The organism is Streptomyces mauvecolor, from assembly GCF_039532965.1.
Taxonomy (GTDB): Bacteria; Actinomycetota; Actinomycetes; order Streptomycetales; family Streptomycetaceae; genus Streptomyces; species Streptomyces violascens.
This window is the reverse complement of record NZ_BAAASQ010000014.1, coordinates 194,003-208,045: the sequence shown is the minus strand read 5'-3', so window position 1 is coordinate 208,045 and position 14,043 is coordinate 194,003. Positions and strand designations below refer to the sequence as shown.

Here is a 14,043-nt window from a genome sequence, read left to right as displayed (position 1 = left end):
CCTATACCTGGCGGTTCGTCAGAATCGGGCGCGTTTGGCGAGCCCGAGGGCGTACTCCGGCCACCAGGTCCCGGCGGACGGTCCGCCGCGGCAGGGCCCGTCCGAGTCGCCCGGCCGCTTGATCCACAAGAAGGCGTCGACGAGCGGATCCCCGGTACTGACCGACGGCGGAGTTCCCAGGGACCGGCCCGGGGGATTGCACCAGGCCTGGTCGCGGTCGCCGGGCAGAGGGCCCTCGCCGTTGCGGCTGGTGTCCATGACGAAGTGCTTGCCGTCGAGCGCCTGGGACACCTTCATCCCGTACGCCCGCACCGTCGCGTCGGTCTGGAAGTTGGAGACGTTCAGCGCGAACCCGTCGGCCTTCTCGATGCCGGCCCGCCGCAGCGGCTCGATGAGGGTGTAGGGGTCCGGGATCCACGCGGGATTCCCGGCATCGAGATAGACCTTGGTGTTGGGCAGTTTCTTCAGATGCTCGACGGCCTCGTTGAGGAGCTGATACCGCTCGGCGTGATGGTCGGGCGTCGTGCACCCGTCGACCATGTGGGCGACCGCGTCCGGCTCCAGGACGACGACCGCCGGGGCCGGGCCGATGGCCTCGGCGAACATCCCGTACCAGGCGCGATAGCCGTCGACCCCGTTCGCCCCGCCCGCCGAGTACTTGCCGCAGTCGCGGTGCGGAATGTTGTACGCCACGAACAGCGCGGTCCGCTTCTCCTTGGCGGCGCCCTCCACGGCCTTGCGGATGCCGGGCTGCGGGTTGTCCCCCGACGGCCAGGTGGCCACCGGCCGCTCCGCGATCCGCCGGAGCGCCTGGGCGTCGGAGGTGCGCCCCTGCACCTGCCAGATCCTCACCTGCCGGGCCGCGTCGCTCTCCGGGTCCACCCAGAAGGGAGAGCCCGGCGTGGGCGCGGGGGCGGCCTCGGCCTGGGTGCGGGCCTGGGCCGCGGGAGCCTCGTCCGCGCCGTCGGCGGAGCAGCCGGCGCCGCCGGCGAGCAGGGCCGCGGCGAGCAGGATTCTGTACGAGAGGGTTCTGTACCGGGACATCGTTCCCCTGGGGGTGACAAGGGTCTGGACGGGACCGTCTGCACGGCTGCATGATCCATACGATCTACAGTTAACCGGGCAATAGTGACATAGCGGTCACTCTGGGTGCGGGACCGCCATGCCGGGCGGCCGGTACCGAACTTCGAGACGGGGCTGACCGGCATGTGACCAGTGGGTAAGGTCGACGGGTGCCCAAGCCGCTCAGCCTTCCCTTCGATCCCATCGCCCGAGCCGACGAACTCTGGCAGCAGCGCTGGGGCCCCGTGCCCTCGATGGGGGCGATCACCTCGATCATGCGGGCGCACCAGATCCTGCTCTCGGAGGTCGACGCGGTGGTGAAGCCCTACGGGCTGACCTTCGCGCGGTACGAGGCGCTGGTGCTGCTGACCTTCTCCAAGGAGGGGGAGCTGCCGATGTCGAAAATCGGCGAGCGCCTGATGGTCCACCCGACCTCGGTCACCAACACGGTGGACCGCCTCGTGAAGTCGGGCCTCGTGGACAAGCGCCCCAACCCGAACGACGGCCGCGGCACGCTGGCGTCCATCACGGGCAAGGGCCGCGAGGTGGTGGAGCAGGCCACGCGCGACCTGATGGCGATGGAGTTCGGCCTCGGCGTCTACGACGCGGAGGAATGCGCCGAAATCTTCGCGATGCTGCGCCCCCTGCGAGTGGCGGCCAACGACTTCGAGGAGTAGCTCCTCACCCCGCCCCTTCCCGCTGTGCCACTCTGCGGCTCGGGGGAGTTCGAGGACGAGCGCCCTTGAGGTGCGAGCGGGGTCTGGGGCGGAGCCCCAGGGTGCGGGACCCGGGGGAAGATCGCCCCGTGTGTCCGGTTACGCTCGACCGCATGAAAAAGAGCGTGCTGACCCGCTACCGAGTGATGGCGTACGTCACCGGCGTGCTACTGGTCCTGCTGACCCTCGGCGTGATCGCCAAGTACATCCTCGACATGAACGGCGCCGCGGACTTCACGAAGGTCGTCGGCATCGCCCACGGCTGGCTGTACGTGATCTACCTCGTCTTCGCCTTCGACCTGGGCTCCAAGGCGAAGTGGCCGGTCGGCAAGCAGCTGTGGGTGCTGATCGCCGGCACGATCCCCACCGCCGCCTTCTTCGTCGAGCGCAAGGTCTCCAAGGAACTGGAGTCCAAGGTCGCGGGCGGCGTCCCCGCGGGCGCCCGCGCCTGACGGCAGAGCCCGGCCCACCGCCGCGTGAGCAACTGCGCGGCGGTCGGCCATCGACATTTACTAGGACGTCCAAGTAAATTTGAGTCATGGACGCTGACGCCATCGAAGAAGGCCGCCGTCGCTGGCAGGCCCGTTACGACAAGGCCCGCAAGCGCGACGCGGACTTCACCACGCTCTCCGGGGATCCCGTGGACCCGGCGTACGGGCCCCGGCCCGGCGACACCTACGACGGGTTCGAGCGGATCGGCTGGCCCGGGGAGTACCCCTTCACCCGTGGCCTGTACCCGACCGGATACCGGGGGCGTACGTGGACGATCCGGCAGTTCGCCGGGTTCGGCAACGCCGAGCAGACCAATGAGCGCTACAAGATGATCCTGGCCGCCGGCGGCGGCGGGCTGAGCGTCGCCTTCGACATGCCCACCCTCATGGGCCGCGACTCCGACGACCCCCGCTCGCTCGGCGAGGTCGGCCACTGCGGCGTCGCCATCGACTCGGCCGCCGACATGGAGGTCCTGTTCAAGGACATCCCGCTCGGCGACGTCACGACATCCATGACGATCAGCGGGCCCGCGGTGCCCGCCTTCTGTATGTACCTGGTCGCCGCCGAGCGGCAGGGCGTGGACCCGGCGGTGCTCAACGGCACGCTCCAGACGGACATCTTCAAGGAGTACATCGCGCAGAAGGAGTGGCTCTTCCAGCCCGAGCCCCATCTGCGCCTCATCGGCGACCTGATGGAGCACTGCGCGCAGGGCATCCCCGCGTACAAGCCGCTCTCGGTCTCCGGCTACCACATCCGCGAGGCGGGGGCGACGGCCGCGCAGGAGCTGGCGTACACCCTGGCCGACGGCTTCGGCTACGTGGAACTGGGCCTCAGCCGAGGCCTGGACGTGGACGTCTTCGCCCCGGGCCTGTCCTTCTTCTTCGACGCGCACGTGGACTTCTTCGAGGAGATCGCCAAGTTCCGTGCGGCGCGCCGCATCTGGGCCCGCTGGATGAAGGAGGTGTACGGCGCGAAGTCGGACAAGGCGCAGTGGCTGCGCTTCCACACCCAGACCGCCGGGGTCTCGCTGACCGCGCAGCAGCCGTACAACAATGTCGTACGCACCGCCGTGGAGGCCCTCGCGGCCGTGCTCGGCGGCACCAACTCGCTGCACACCAACGCCCTTGACGAGACCCTCGCGCTGCCCAGCGAGCAGGCCGCCGAGATCGCGCTGCGCACGCAGCAGGTGCTGATGGAGGAGACCGGCGTCGCGAACGTCGCCGACCCGCTGGGCGGCTCCTGGTACGTGGAGCAGCTCACCGACCGCATCGAGGCGGACGCGGAGAAGATCTTCGAGCAGATAAGGGAGCGGGGCCTGCGGGCGCACCCCGACGGGCAGCACCCGATCGGCCCGATCACCTCCGGCATCCTGCGCGGCATCGAGGACGGCTGGTTCACCGGGGAGATCGCGGAGTCGGCCTTCCGCTACCAGCAGTCCCTGGAGAAGGGCGACAAGCGGGTGGTGGGCGTCAACTGCCACCACGGTTCGGTCACCGGTGACCTGGAGATTCTGCGGGTCAGCCATGAGGTGGAGCGCGAGCAGGTACGGGTCCTGGCCGACCGCAAGTCGCGCCGCGACGACGGGGCGGTGCGGGCCGCGCTGGACGCGATGCTGGCCGCGGCCCGTGACGGCTCCAACATGATCGTGCCGATGCTGGACGCGGTGCGGGCGGAGGCGACCCTGGGTGAGATCTGCGGGGTCCTCCGCGACGAGTGGGGCACGTACACGGAGCCCCCGGGCTTCTGAACCCCGGCCTTCCCGAAACCCGCCAGGGGTGAGGTTCGGCTGCGGACCGCGCGTGGCTGGTCGCGCAGTTCCCCGCGCCCCTGGCGGCGTCGGGTGCGGGCATACCCAGCCCGTCATGGGGGTCCCCCCTGGCCGTTAAGGCCTTGGGGGAGTTTGAGGACGAGCGCCCTCAAGGCGCGAACGGGGTCTGGGGCGGAGCCCCAGGAAACGCGGCTTCACTCTCACTCCAACCCCCGGAGGGTCTCGGGAAGGGGTGGAGTGGGGCATCTCGGGGTCTGGGGCGGAGCCCCAGCAGTTAGGCGGGCTGGCCGCCCCCGCCCCCGCCCCCGCCCCCAAGCGTCAGCCGGAACAGGGCTCCGCCGCCCGGGGCCTGATGAGCCGTCAGGTCGGCGCCATGGGCCCGCGCGATCTGGCGGGCCATCGCCAGGCCGAGCCCCGACCCCGGCAACGCCCGCGCCTGCTCCGCCCGGTAGAACCGGTCGAAGACATGAGGGAGATCGGCCGGTGCGATACCCGGCCCATGGTCCCGTACCGTCAACTCCCCCGCCAGCAGCACCACTTCCACCGGCGCACCCGGCGGACTGAACTTCGCCGCGTTGTCCAGAAGGTTGGAGATGAGCCGGGCAAGCCGGGCCGGTACCCCCGGCAGCGTCGCCGACGCGTCGGACAGGTCCAGTTGGAAGGGCGTCGCCGGCCAGTGCGTCCGGGCCGTGTCCACCGTGTGCGCGAGCAGCGGGGCCAGCCGGACCTCCTCCAGGAGCGGCGTGGGCTCCTGGTCCCTGGCCAGGTCGATGAGGTCGTTGACCAGGACGGACACCTCTCGGATCTGGCGGCCGAGGGCGGCCGAGGCCCGGTCCCGCTGGGCCGGGGTCAGGCGGTCGGCCCGGGCGAGGAGCTCGGCGTTCGTGCGGAGCGCCGTCAGGGGCGTGCGCAGTTCGTGGGACGCGTCCGCGACCAGGCGGCGCTGGGCCGTCACGGACTGCTCCAGCTCGCCCAGCATCGTGTTGAAGGACGCCGCGAGCCGGGTCACCTCGTCCTCCTTGTCCGACGGGCCGGGCGGCAGCTCGATGCGGTGGCTCGGGTCGCGGGTGGCCGCGATGTGCTCGGCCGTCGCGGTGAGCCGGGCCACGGGGGCCAGACCCGTGCGGGACACCCAGTAGCCGAGCGCGGCCGCGAGCAGCACGCCCGCCGCCCCCACCCCGCTCAGGAGCCCGGCCGCCTGGCCCACCCCCTTGCGTACCGCGTCCGAACGCAGCGCCACCTGCAGCGCCTTGTCGCCGCCGAAGGGCGTGGTGAGCATCCGGGCGGGTTTGCCGTCGGCCAGCGTGATGTTGGTGAAGTACCCGTTGCGGGCCCCGGAGGCGACCGCCCGCACGGGCGGGCTCACCGGCAGGAGGTAGGGGCGGGAGGGATCCTTGGCCGGGTCGGCAGGGACGACCTGGGCGCAGGCCGGGGCGGACAGGAACCGGCACTCGCCCGCGAGCACGCCTGGTGCGGTGTCCCGGTGCTGCTGGATGGTGAGGGTCGCCGACTGGGTCAGGTTCAGGTCGAGCTGGTGGTAGAGCTCGTAGCGGATCACGAAGAACGCGGCGGTGCACACCCCGACCGCGACCAGCGCGACCGCGGCGGACGCGGCCATCGCGAGCCGGGTGCGCAGCGGGCGGTGGCGGCGCCAGCGGGCGCCCAGGCGCCGCCGGGAACTCACGAGGCGTCCAGGCGGTAGCCGACGCCGTGCACGGTGTGGACGAGCCTGGACTCGCCCTCCGCCTCCAGTTTGCGGCGCAGGTAGCCCACGTACACAGCAAGGGAGTTGGAGTCCGGGCCGAAGTCGCGGCCCCAGACGAGCTCGTGGATCAGCTCCCTCGGAAGGACCTGCCCCGGGTTGCGCATCAGGAGTTCGAGCAGGGCGAACTCGGTACGCGTGAAGTCGATCGGGCGCTCGCCCCGGCGGGCGGTGTGCGCGACCGGGTCCACCACCAGATCCGCGTACCGCAGCTCCTGCTGCTCGGCGGGGTCGGGCGCCGCCCGGCGCAGCAACGCCCGTACCCGGGCGACGAGTTCGTCCAGGGCGAAGGGCTTGACCAGGTAGTCGTCCGCGCCCGCCTCCAGGCCGTCCACCCGCTCGCTCACCGAATCCAGCGCGGTGAGGACCAGGACCGGGGTGCGGTCGCCCATCGCGCGCAGCTGGCGGCACACCCCGAGGCCGTCGAGGACCGGCATCATCACGTCCAGGACGATCGCGTCCGGCCGCCAGGCGGCAACCTCGGAGAGCGCCGCGAGCCCGTCCGGGGCGCCCTTCACCTCGTACCCCTCCACCGCGAGGCCGTCCTCGACGGCCGCCCGTACCTCCGGCTCGTCGTCGACGACGAGAATTCTGACCGCGCGCGTGGTGCTCATGGGCAAAGCCTGCCAAACGCGGCTCTTAGAACCCTCTTAGGGCGCCCCGTGAACCTCGGTGCCATGCGCACACCATTGTCAGTAGTGATCGGGGCGGGCGGGACCGGCGGGCACATCTACCCCGGACTCGCACTCGCCGAGGCACTGCGGCGGGCCGTCCCCGACGCGGTGATCTCCTTCGTCGGCACGACCCGGGGCCTGGAGGGCAAGCTCATACCGGGCGCCGGCTACCACCTGCACACCGTCGACATGATCCCCTTCGACCCCTCGCTCGGCGCCAAGCGGTATCTGCTGCCCGCCGCGCTGCTGAAGTCGGGCGCGCAGTGCCGGGCCATCCTCAAGACCCAGCGCGCCCAGGTCGCCGTCGGCATGGGCGGCTACCCGAGCGCGCCGGTCATCGTCGGCGCGCGGATGGCCGGGCTGCCCAGCCTCATCCACGAGTCCAACGCGGTGCCGGGCCGGGCCAACCAGTTCGCGGCCCGCCTCACCTCCAACATCGCGGTCGCCTTCGACCGCAGCCGCGCCCACCTCGCGGGCGGCCAGGACGCCATCACCACCGGCATGCCCATCGCCGCCTCGCTCGCCTCCCTCGACCGCACGGCGCTGCGCACCGAGGCCCGGCGGGCGCTCGGGGTGCCGCCCGGGGCGCGGCTCGTCCTCGTCAACGGCGGCAGCCTGGGCGCGGCCCGGCTCACCGCGGCGGCGATCGGCCTGGCCGGACGCTGGCGGGAGCGGGCCGACGTCCACCTCCTCATCAAGACGGGACCGGCCCAACTGGAGGACACCCAGCGGCAGTTGGCCCACCTTCCGGGCGCGCGGGCGGTGCCCTACCTCGACCGGATGGACCTCGCGTACGCGGCCGCCGACCTCGTCGTGTGCCGGGCCGGCTCGGCGACCGTCGCCGAACTCGCCGCGACCGGGGTGCCCGCCGTCCTCGTGCCCTACCCGCACGCGCCGGGCGACCACCAGACCCACAACGCGCGGGTCCTCTCCGACGCGGGCGCGGGCCTGCTCGTGCCGGACGCCGAGACCACCGCCTTCCGCCTGGCCGCCCTCATCGAACCCCTCCTGGCCGACCCGGCCCGGCTCGCCGCGATGAGCGGCGCCGCCGACCCCGGCAACCACGCCCGGGCCGCCGACCTGCTGGCCGCCAGGGTCCTCGAACTCGCCTCCTACCCCACCTCGTACACCAGGGAGTACGCAGCATGAGCACCATCACCGCATGGCAGAACCGCACCGTTCTCGTCACCGGCGCCGAGGGCTTCATCGGCTCGACGCTCGTCGACCTGCTCGTCGGACTCGGCGCGAACGTGCGGGCGTTCGTGCACTACAAGCCGTACGCCGAGAAGGGCTTCCTCGCCCACCTCATCGGCCACCCCCAGGTGGAGATGGTCTCCGGGGACGTCCGCGACGCGGGCCGGGTCTCGGACGCGGTCGCCGGCTGCGACACCGTCTTCCACCTCGCCGCGCTCATCGGCATCCCGTACAGCTACGACTCCCCGGGCGCCTACGTCCAGACGAACGTCGTCGGCACCGAGAACATCGCCGAGGCCTGCCGCCGCCACTCGGTGCGCCGCCTCGTCCACACCTCCACCAGCGAGGTGTACGGCACCGCCCTGACCGCCCCGATCAGCGAGCAGCACCCGCTCCAGCCGCAGTCGCCGTACTCGGCGTCCAAGATCGGCGCCGACATGATGGCGCTGTCGCACTGGCACGCCTTCGAGCTGCCGGTGACCGTGGTGCGCCCCTTCAACACCTACGGCCCGCGCCAGTCCGCCCGCGCCGTGATCCCGACCATCCTGGCCCAACTGCACGCGGGCGCCCGGGAGATCAAGCTCGGCTCGCTGACGCCGACCCGCGACTTCACGTACGTCACCGACACCGCGCGGGGCTTCCTCGCGGTCGCCGAGTGCGACCGGGCGCTCGGCGAGGTCGTGAACCTGGGCACGGGCCGCGAGATAGCGATCGGCGACCTCGCCGAGGCGCTCATCGCCGCGTCGGGCCGCGAGGCCTCGGTCGTCGTCGACCCGGCGCGCCTTCGCCCGTCGGGCAGCGAGGTGGAGCGACTGCTTTCCGACAACACGCGGGCCCGCGAGTGGGCGGGCTGGGAGCCGGAAGTGAGCCTGGAGGAAGGCCTGAAGCAGACGTCGAGCTGGGTCGAGGAGAACCTGGCCCTGTTCGCGCCGACGCGCTATCAGGTCTGAGCCTCAGGCGAGCCACGGCGTGTGGGTGAGGTCCCACACAACCCAGGCCATCAGGCCGAAGAAGAACAGCAGGACGCAGACCAGGCAACAGGCCACCTCATGCCCCGGTTCGCGCTCCTGGTAGACGCCGTCACGCTCGTCGGGCCATCCCGGTGTCCGTCCCATCCCGTGAGCCTCGCAGGCGAGGGGTACGGGGCGGACCCGGCGGGGTCACGGTCCGGCCACGCCCCTTCGCCCTCAGGCCGTCGCGGCAAGACCCGAGCAGATCAGCAGGGTGAAGTCGCGGGCCCACTCCTCGTCCACCGGTTCCGCGCTGACCAGTGCGCGGTGGACGACCGCGCCCGCCACCACGTCGAAGATGAGGTCGGTGTGGCGGGCGGAGACGGCCGGGTCGGCCTCGTAGGGGAGTTCGCCGCGGGCCTGGGCGCGTTCGCGGCCGACCAGAACCAGCCGCTTCTGGCGGTCCACGATGGCCGAGCGGATCCGCCCGCGCAGCGCGTCGTCCCGGGTGGATTCGGCCACCACGGCCATCAGCGCGGTCTTCGTCTCGGGGCGCTCCAGGAGGGCCGCGAACTGGAGGACGACGCCCTCCACATCGGCCACAAGGCTGCCCAGGTCCGGGAGTTCGAGCTCGTCGAAGAGGACCGCGACCGCGTCCACGACGAGCTCGTTCTTGCCCGCCCAGCGGCGGTAGAGCGTCGTCTTGGCGACCCCGGCCCGCGTCGCCACGTCCCCCATCGTGAGCTTCGACCAGCCGAGGTCGACCAGCGCCTCCCGGGTCGCCAGCAGGATCGCGGCGTCGGCCTCGGCGCTGCGAGGCCGACCCGTACGACCCGTGCAGGACGGTCTCGCGGCTCGGGATGAAGAAGGCATGACGGCGACCATACCGGCCGGTAGCAATCACGCCAGAGGTCATGCGGTGTGCGCGAGATCACCCCGCGCGCCGGGGCCGCACCAGTTACGCTACGGCTCGTAGCGAAAGCCATGAGCGGCCTTCCGCGACAACCACATGTCACACGGCGCCGGGGTGGGGACCCAGGTGCCATCAGGAATGATCCGCGGTCCGTCCGTGAGCCTCGCAATCCGGCGGGAGGCATCGGATGGGCCCCGGATCCTGCCACCGGATCACCACGCACCGTCGCGGAAGGGGGAGGATGTACGCATGCAGCCTAGGAACATGTCCATGAGCGGCGTCGTCGACCTCGCCGCGGTGAAGGCGGCCGGTGAGGCCAAGAGCAAGGCGGAGCAGGCGCGAGCCGAGGCAGCCCGCCAGGGCGGGGTCCCGGCGGTCGCGCCGTCCGCCCTCGTCATCGATGTCGACGAGGCCTCCTTCGAACGCGATGTCCTGACGCGCTCCTCCGAGGTGCCGGTCGTCATCGACTTCTGGGCCGAGTGGTGCGAGCCCTGCAAGCAGCTCGGCCCGCTGTTGGAGCGTCTCGCCGTCGAGTACAACGGCCGCTTCCTCCTTGCCAAGATCGACGTCGACGCCAACCAGATGCTGATGCAGCAGTTCGGGATCCAGGGGATCCCGGCCGTCTTCGCGGTCGTCGCCGGCCAGGCGCTGCCCCTCTTCCAGGGCGCGGCCCCCGAGGCCCAGATCCGCGAGACCCTCGACCAGCTGGTGCAGGTCGCCGAGGAGCGCTTCGGCCTGACCGGCATCGAGGTCGACCCGAACGCGGCGGCGGCCCCCGCGGCCGAGGCGCAGGCCCCCGCGGGCCCGTACGACGCGCTGCTCGAAGCCGCCGTGCGGGCCCTCGACTCGGGCGATCTGGCCGGCGCGGTCCAGGCGTACCGGAACGTCCTGAGCGACGACCCGCGCAACCCGGAGGCCAAGCTCGGCCTGGCCCAGGCCGAACTGCTCCGGCGCGTGCAGTCGCTCGACCCCCAGCAGGTCCGCAAGGACGCCGCCGAGAAGCCCGCCGACGTGGCGGCGCAGATCGCGGCGGCCGACCTCGATCTGGTCGGCGGTCATGTCGAGGACGCCTTCGGGCGGCTCGTCGAGACCGTGCGGCGCACGTTCGGTGACGACCGCGACGCGGCCCGGGTCCGGCTCCTCGAACTCTTCGAGGTGATCGGAGGGGACGACCCGCGCGTCACGGCGGCGCGAACCGCGCTGGCGAGGGTGCTCTTCTGACGCACCGATGGATGCCTCCGGGCGTTCACCGACCTGTCACCTAATGAGTGCCGAGCGCGGTACGCGACGGACGATTTGGCGACAGAGAGACAAGGGGCGACCGCGTTTTACCAAAACTTGGTAAACGCGGTCGCTGTTACTTGCAGTAAGTTGAGCCGCTTCTTACGTCCGCATTTCAGCGGCGATTTCCCCTTCTGTCCGGTCACTCGGCGGCACCCTGCGTGCCTGCGCGATGCCGACCGGTCGCGCTTCGGTTATCCGGCCGTTACTGGCTAGTAATGACCCCCCTTGTGCCCCGGCCCCGAATGCACCACGATCGGCCACGCTCGGTCCAATAACGCACCAGCCCGACAGCCACTCGGCGCTGCCGCCCATTTGGGTCCCCACCGGGCCGGCCGGTGGCAGTGGCACCGGTCGTGGACAGGGGGGTCTCTGCTCTCCGGCAGGGCCTGTCCAGCAGGTTGCGCGAACGCGTGGCCAGTGGTTGTCGCTCGGGGGTGATCGCCGGTGTCGGACGAAGTGCGCGAGTCGTACGCGGTCGACCTCCCGTGCGCTCCCCTTCCCGAGGACGTAGCACTTCTCCCATCCCGTGACAGCCCTTGAGGGTCCGTCCCGGAGATGTACGTCCGAGAAGGAGGAAAGTCATGGAGTCCCAAGTACGTGGCGGGACCAGATGGAAGCGGTTCGCGCTGGTCATGGTGCCGAGCGTGGCCGCCACGGCCGCGATAGGCGTCGGCCTGGCACAGGGTGCGCTCGCCGCGTCGTTCAGCGTGTCCGGCCAGGAGTTCAAGGTCCGCGCGGACAAGCTCGTCGGTCACAACCTGATCCAGTACGGATCGATCGCGACCGGCAAGGACCTGAAGGGCAATGACGCCGCGCACCCCGTCGTGGTGTCCGGCTTCAGTGACGCGACGATCAGCAACATGTGCCAGTCGGTCGTCACCCCGGACGTGCCGTTCTTCGGCAGCATCACGCTGCAGCTGAACGCCGGTACGCAGGCCGACAAGCCCGTCGAGGCGACGAACCTCTACCTCGATGTCGCCGAGCTCGACACCGACGCCGAGTTCAAGAACATCGACATCGGCGTGGCCGCCGGAGACCCGTCCAACAAGACGGGCATCCAGCCGAACGCCAAGCCCCAGGTGAACCCGTACGGATTCGCGCAGCGCGCGGAAACCGCGACGCTCACGGGCGTGAAGCAGAAGGCGTGGGCGACCACCGCCGGCACCTTCAAGCTCAGCGGTCTGAGCCTGCGGCTCTACCAGGGCAGCAAGGAGTGCTACTAAGCACTCCGCCTGACGGCCGGGGGTGCCCCACGCACTCCCCGGCCGCCGGGACCCTCTCCTTTTTCACAGCAACAGCGGTTCCAGGGAGCTGTTTTCCATGAGCGCCGAGACCACGGGTTCCCGCGACTTCCGATACTGGCGGCTCCGTTTCCGGGCCTGGCGGGGCAGCCGCCCGTTCTGGGCGGGCCTGTTCACCATGGCGGGCGGCGTGCCGATCGCGTACTTCCCGTACGCCAACATGCACCTCGGCAACATCACGCTGGCCATGTCCACGACCGCCGGTGCGGGCTCGCTGATCATCGGCGTGCTGCTGGTCACGCTCGGTCTCACGATGTGGTTCCACAGTGTGGTGCGGACGTTCGCGGGTGTCGCGGCCATTCTGCTCGCGCTGATCTCCCTGCCCGTGGCCAATATCGGCGGCTTTGTCATCGGCTTCCTGCTCGCGATGCTCGGCGGTGCGCTCTCCGTGGCGTGGGTGCCCAGCAAGGCCAAGGGGCGGGCCGTGCCGGCCGCCGGTGCGGCGCCCGAGGGCCCCGCGCCCTCCGCGGGCGACGAGACCGTGCCCGGCCCGAGTGAAGCACAGCCGGGAACCGCCGCGACCGGTACGACAGTTGACGCCAACGGCGGGAGGAACAGTGCGGGGTGACGAGACGCAGCTGGACTCGACCGGAGGCGGCGACCCGCGGGAAAGAAGAGGGCCGCGCCACGCGGCCCCGAGGAAGTCGCTCCTGACCAAGTGGCAGATGCCCGCGGGCAAGGCGATGGCGCTCGCCGCCATGCCCACGGCCGTCCTGGTCGGCATGAGCCTCACGCCCAAGCTCGCGATGGCCGACGACAAGACGAACATCCCGTTCGCCCCCGGCCCCTGTGTGACCCGCTCGGACAGCCCCTCGGGCTCGCCGAGCCCGTCCAGCAGCGCGTCGGGCAAGGCGTCGCCGAGCCCGTCGGCGTCGTCGAAGCCGGACGGGTCGAAGCCGGACGACGAGGCGTCGAAGCCGAAGACGCCCACGCCGACGGCATCGGGTTCGGCCTCGGACACCGTCGACAAGCTCCTGAAGCCGGCCCAGCCCGCCACCAAGCCGTCCACGGCCGACGCTCCGGCGAAGTCCGCCGTGACCCCGCCGCCCGCCCAGACGACCAACCCGCTGGACCCGCTGGGCCTGGGTGACGCGCTCAAGGGTCTGTTCGGCATTCACAGCACGCCGAGCCCGACGCCCACGCAGAGCACGTCGACGGCGGCGCCCGCGCCGAAGCCCTCGGCGAGCACGGCCGCGCCCAAGCCGTCGACGAAGGCGTCCAAGCCCGCCACCACCGGGACCAAGCCGGCCGACAAGCCGGTCGACAAGACGGCGGACGCGATCAAGAAGGCGGCCGACGAGGCGGGCCAGAAGGTCGCCGAACTCCCGGACGCGGCAAAGGGGTTGGACCCCAAGAAGGACACCGCGATCCCCGACGGCGCCAAGCCCCCCTTCCCGTGCCCGACCGCCGACCCGAAGGCGCTCGCCGCGGCCAAGCAGGACAGCGGCGTCCCGACGCTGCCGACCCAGCCCTGGATCCTCAAGAGCTCGATGCTCACCCTGAGCGGTCTGAACTACGAGGGCATCGTCGAGGTCAAGGCCGGCGACACCACCAAGAAGGTCCTCAAGTTCACGGCCTCCTCCGTGGACATCAAGGACCTGGACCAGCAGGTCTACGGGCCCGAGGTGGGCGGCTCGCCCACCACCGCCCACGTCGTGGCCCGCTCCGGCTCGACCTCGACGATCCGCAACGGCACGGTGACGATGTACACGGAGGAGCTGAAGGGCAACCTCTTCGGCCTCATCCCGATCACCTTCAGCCCGGCCACCCCGCCGCCGCTGAACGTCCCGTTCGCCTTCTTCACCAATGTGACGGTCCGCCAGGCAGGCCAGTTCGGCGGCACCCTGACCGTCCCGGGCCTCCACAACTACGTCACGAACGGCAACCCGTCGTAGCCCTGGCCACCCCACATACCCATCCGGGAGCC

At 71.2% G+C, this 14,043-nt stretch carries 14 protein-coding genes; 9 read left to right on the top strand and 5 right to left on the bottom strand.

The window, feature by feature from the left end:
- Window positions 1-18: 18 nt before the first annotated feature.
- On the bottom strand, window positions 19-1,044 hold the full coding sequence (locus ABD346_RS20555; protein ID WP_344376687.1) for a glycoside hydrolase family 6 protein: 1,026 nt from the start codon (window positions 1,042-1,044) through the stop codon (window positions 19-21).
- A 188-nt stretch (window positions 1,045-1,232) separates the two neighbouring features.
- Here ABD346_RS20555 and ABD346_RS20550 point away from each other — a divergent pair, with 188 nt between their 5' ends.
- From ABD346_RS20550 to icmA, 3 genes are all read left to right on the top strand, one after another.
- A complete protein-coding gene (locus ABD346_RS20550) occupies window positions 1,233-1,739 on the top strand; it encodes a MarR family winged helix-turn-helix transcriptional regulator (RefSeq protein ID WP_344376686.1) in 507 nt (168 codons plus the stop codon).
- Between the two features lie 152 nt (window positions 1,740-1,891).
- Window positions 1,892-2,230 (top strand): DUF3817 domain-containing protein, encoded by a 339-nt coding sequence (locus ABD346_RS20545; protein ID WP_344376685.1) that lies wholly within the window; start codon window positions 1,892-1,894, stop codon window positions 2,228-2,230.
- An 86-nt stretch (window positions 2,231-2,316) separates the two neighbouring features.
- Window positions 2,317-4,017, top strand: coding sequence for a coenzyme B12-dependent isobutyryl-CoA mutase large subunit (gene icmA / locus ABD346_RS20540; RefSeq protein WP_344376684.1), 1,701 nt, complete (start codon window positions 2,317-2,319; stop codon window positions 4,015-4,017).
- A gap of 295 nt (window positions 4,018-4,312) precedes the next feature.
- On the opposite strand, the gene ABD346_RS20535 is transcribed toward icmA, so the two are convergent.
- Both ABD346_RS20535 and ABD346_RS20530 read right to left on the bottom strand, forming a co-directional pair.
- Complete coding sequence (locus ABD346_RS20535) at window positions 4,313-5,722, bottom strand: sensor histidine kinase (protein ID WP_344376683.1); 1,410 nt, start codon at window positions 5,720-5,722, stop codon at window positions 4,313-4,315.
- A complete protein-coding gene (locus ABD346_RS20530; RefSeq protein WP_344376681.1) occupies window positions 5,719-6,414 on the bottom strand; it encodes a response regulator transcription factor in 696 nt (231 codons plus the stop codon). Before ABD346_RS20530 ends, ABD346_RS20535 begins: the two co-directional genes overlap by 4 nt.
- Window positions 6,415-6,477: 63 nt before the next feature.
- Between ABD346_RS20530 and murG the strand changes: the two genes are divergently transcribed.
- Window positions 6,478-7,623, top strand: a complete 1,146-nt coding sequence (murG, locus tag ABD346_RS20525) for an undecaprenyldiphospho-muramoylpentapeptide beta-N-acetylglucosaminyltransferase (protein ID WP_344376680.1) — start codon at window positions 6,478-6,480, stop codon at window positions 7,621-7,623.
- Window positions 7,620-8,618, top strand: coding sequence for a GDP-mannose 4,6-dehydratase (locus ABD346_RS20520; protein ID WP_344376679.1), 999 nt, complete (start codon window positions 7,620-7,622; stop codon window positions 8,616-8,618). Before murG ends, ABD346_RS20520 begins: the two co-directional genes overlap by 4 nt.
- Before the next feature lie 3 nt (window positions 8,619-8,621).
- Here the strand turns inward: ABD346_RS20520 and ABD346_RS20515 are convergent, their stop codons facing one another.
- Window positions 8,622-8,783: a hypothetical protein gene (locus tag ABD346_RS20515; RefSeq protein ID WP_344376678.1), complete on the bottom strand. Its 162-nt coding sequence runs from the start codon at window positions 8,781-8,783 to the stop codon at window positions 8,622-8,624.
- 72 nt (window positions 8,784-8,855) lie between these two features.
- Window positions 8,856-9,491 (bottom strand): TetR/AcrR family transcriptional regulator, encoded by a 636-nt coding sequence (locus ABD346_RS20510; protein WP_344376677.1) that lies wholly within the window; start codon window positions 9,489-9,491, stop codon window positions 8,856-8,858.
- A gap of 289 nt (window positions 9,492-9,780) precedes the next feature.
- On the opposite strand from ABD346_RS20510, the gene ABD346_RS20505 reads away from it, so the two are divergent.
- The 4 genes from ABD346_RS20505 (at window position 9,781) to ABD346_RS20490 (ending at window position 14,011) form a co-directional block, all read left to right on the top strand.
- Window positions 9,781-10,752 carry a tetratricopeptide repeat protein gene (locus ABD346_RS20505; RefSeq protein WP_344376676.1) on the top strand — a complete coding sequence of 324 codons (972 nt, stop codon included), beginning with the start codon at window positions 9,781-9,783 and terminating at the stop codon, window positions 10,750-10,752.
- Between the two features lie 644 nt (window positions 10,753-11,396).
- A complete protein-coding gene (locus ABD346_RS20500; RefSeq protein WP_344376675.1) occupies window positions 11,397-12,038 on the top strand; it encodes a DUF6230 family protein in 642 nt (213 codons plus the stop codon).
- 97 nt (window positions 12,039-12,135) lie between these two features.
- Window positions 12,136-12,684 carry a DUF6114 domain-containing protein gene (locus ABD346_RS20495; protein ID WP_344376674.1) on the top strand — a complete coding sequence of 183 codons (549 nt, stop codon included), beginning with the start codon at window positions 12,136-12,138 and terminating at the stop codon, window positions 12,682-12,684.
- On the top strand, window positions 12,674-14,011 hold the full coding sequence (locus ABD346_RS20490) for a hypothetical protein (protein WP_344376673.1): 1,338 nt from the start codon (window positions 12,674-12,676) through the stop codon (window positions 14,009-14,011). Before ABD346_RS20495 ends, ABD346_RS20490 begins: the two co-directional genes overlap by 11 nt.
- Window positions 14,012-14,043: the final 32 nt, after the last annotated feature.

What these genes read in the sequence shown, in the direction of transcription:
- ABD346_RS20520 (WP_344376679.1), top strand. Translation starts at nt 7,620, where the DNA reads ATGAGCACCATCACCGCATGGCAGAACCGCACCGTTCTCGTCACCGGC.
- ABD346_RS20505 (WP_344376676.1), top strand. Translation starts at nt 9,781, where the DNA reads ATGCAGCCTAGGAACATGTCCATGAGCGGCGTCGTCGACCTCGCCGCG.
- ABD346_RS20510 (WP_344376677.1), bottom strand. Translation starts at nt 9,491, where the DNA reads ATGCCTTCTTCATCCCGAGCCGCGAGACCGTCCTGCACGGGTCGTACG.
- ABD346_RS20530 (WP_344376681.1), bottom strand. Translation starts at nt 6,414, where the DNA reads ATGAGCACCACGCGCGCGGTCAGAATTCTCGTCGTCGACGACGAGCCG.
- icmA (WP_344376684.1), top strand. Translation starts at nt 2,317, where the DNA reads ATGGACGCTGACGCCATCGAAGAAGGCCGCCGTCGCTGGCAGGCCCGT.
- ABD346_RS20515 (WP_344376678.1), bottom strand. Translation starts at nt 8,783, where the DNA reads ATGGGACGGACACCGGGATGGCCCGACGAGCGTGACGGCGTCTACCAG.
- murG (WP_344376680.1), top strand. Translation starts at nt 6,478, where the DNA reads ATGCGCACACCATTGTCAGTAGTGATCGGGGCGGGCGGGACCGGCGGG.
- ABD346_RS20555 (WP_344376687.1), bottom strand. Translation starts at nt 1,044, where the DNA reads ATGTCCCGGTACAGAACCCTCTCGTACAGAATCCTGCTCGCCGCGGCC.
- ABD346_RS20500 (WP_344376675.1), top strand. Translation starts at nt 11,397, where the DNA reads ATGGAGTCCCAAGTACGTGGCGGGACCAGATGGAAGCGGTTCGCGCTG.
- ABD346_RS20545 (WP_344376685.1), top strand. Translation starts at nt 1,892, where the DNA reads ATGAAAAAGAGCGTGCTGACCCGCTACCGAGTGATGGCGTACGTCACC.
- ABD346_RS20495 (WP_344376674.1), top strand. Translation starts at nt 12,136, where the DNA reads ATGAGCGCCGAGACCACGGGTTCCCGCGACTTCCGATACTGGCGGCTC.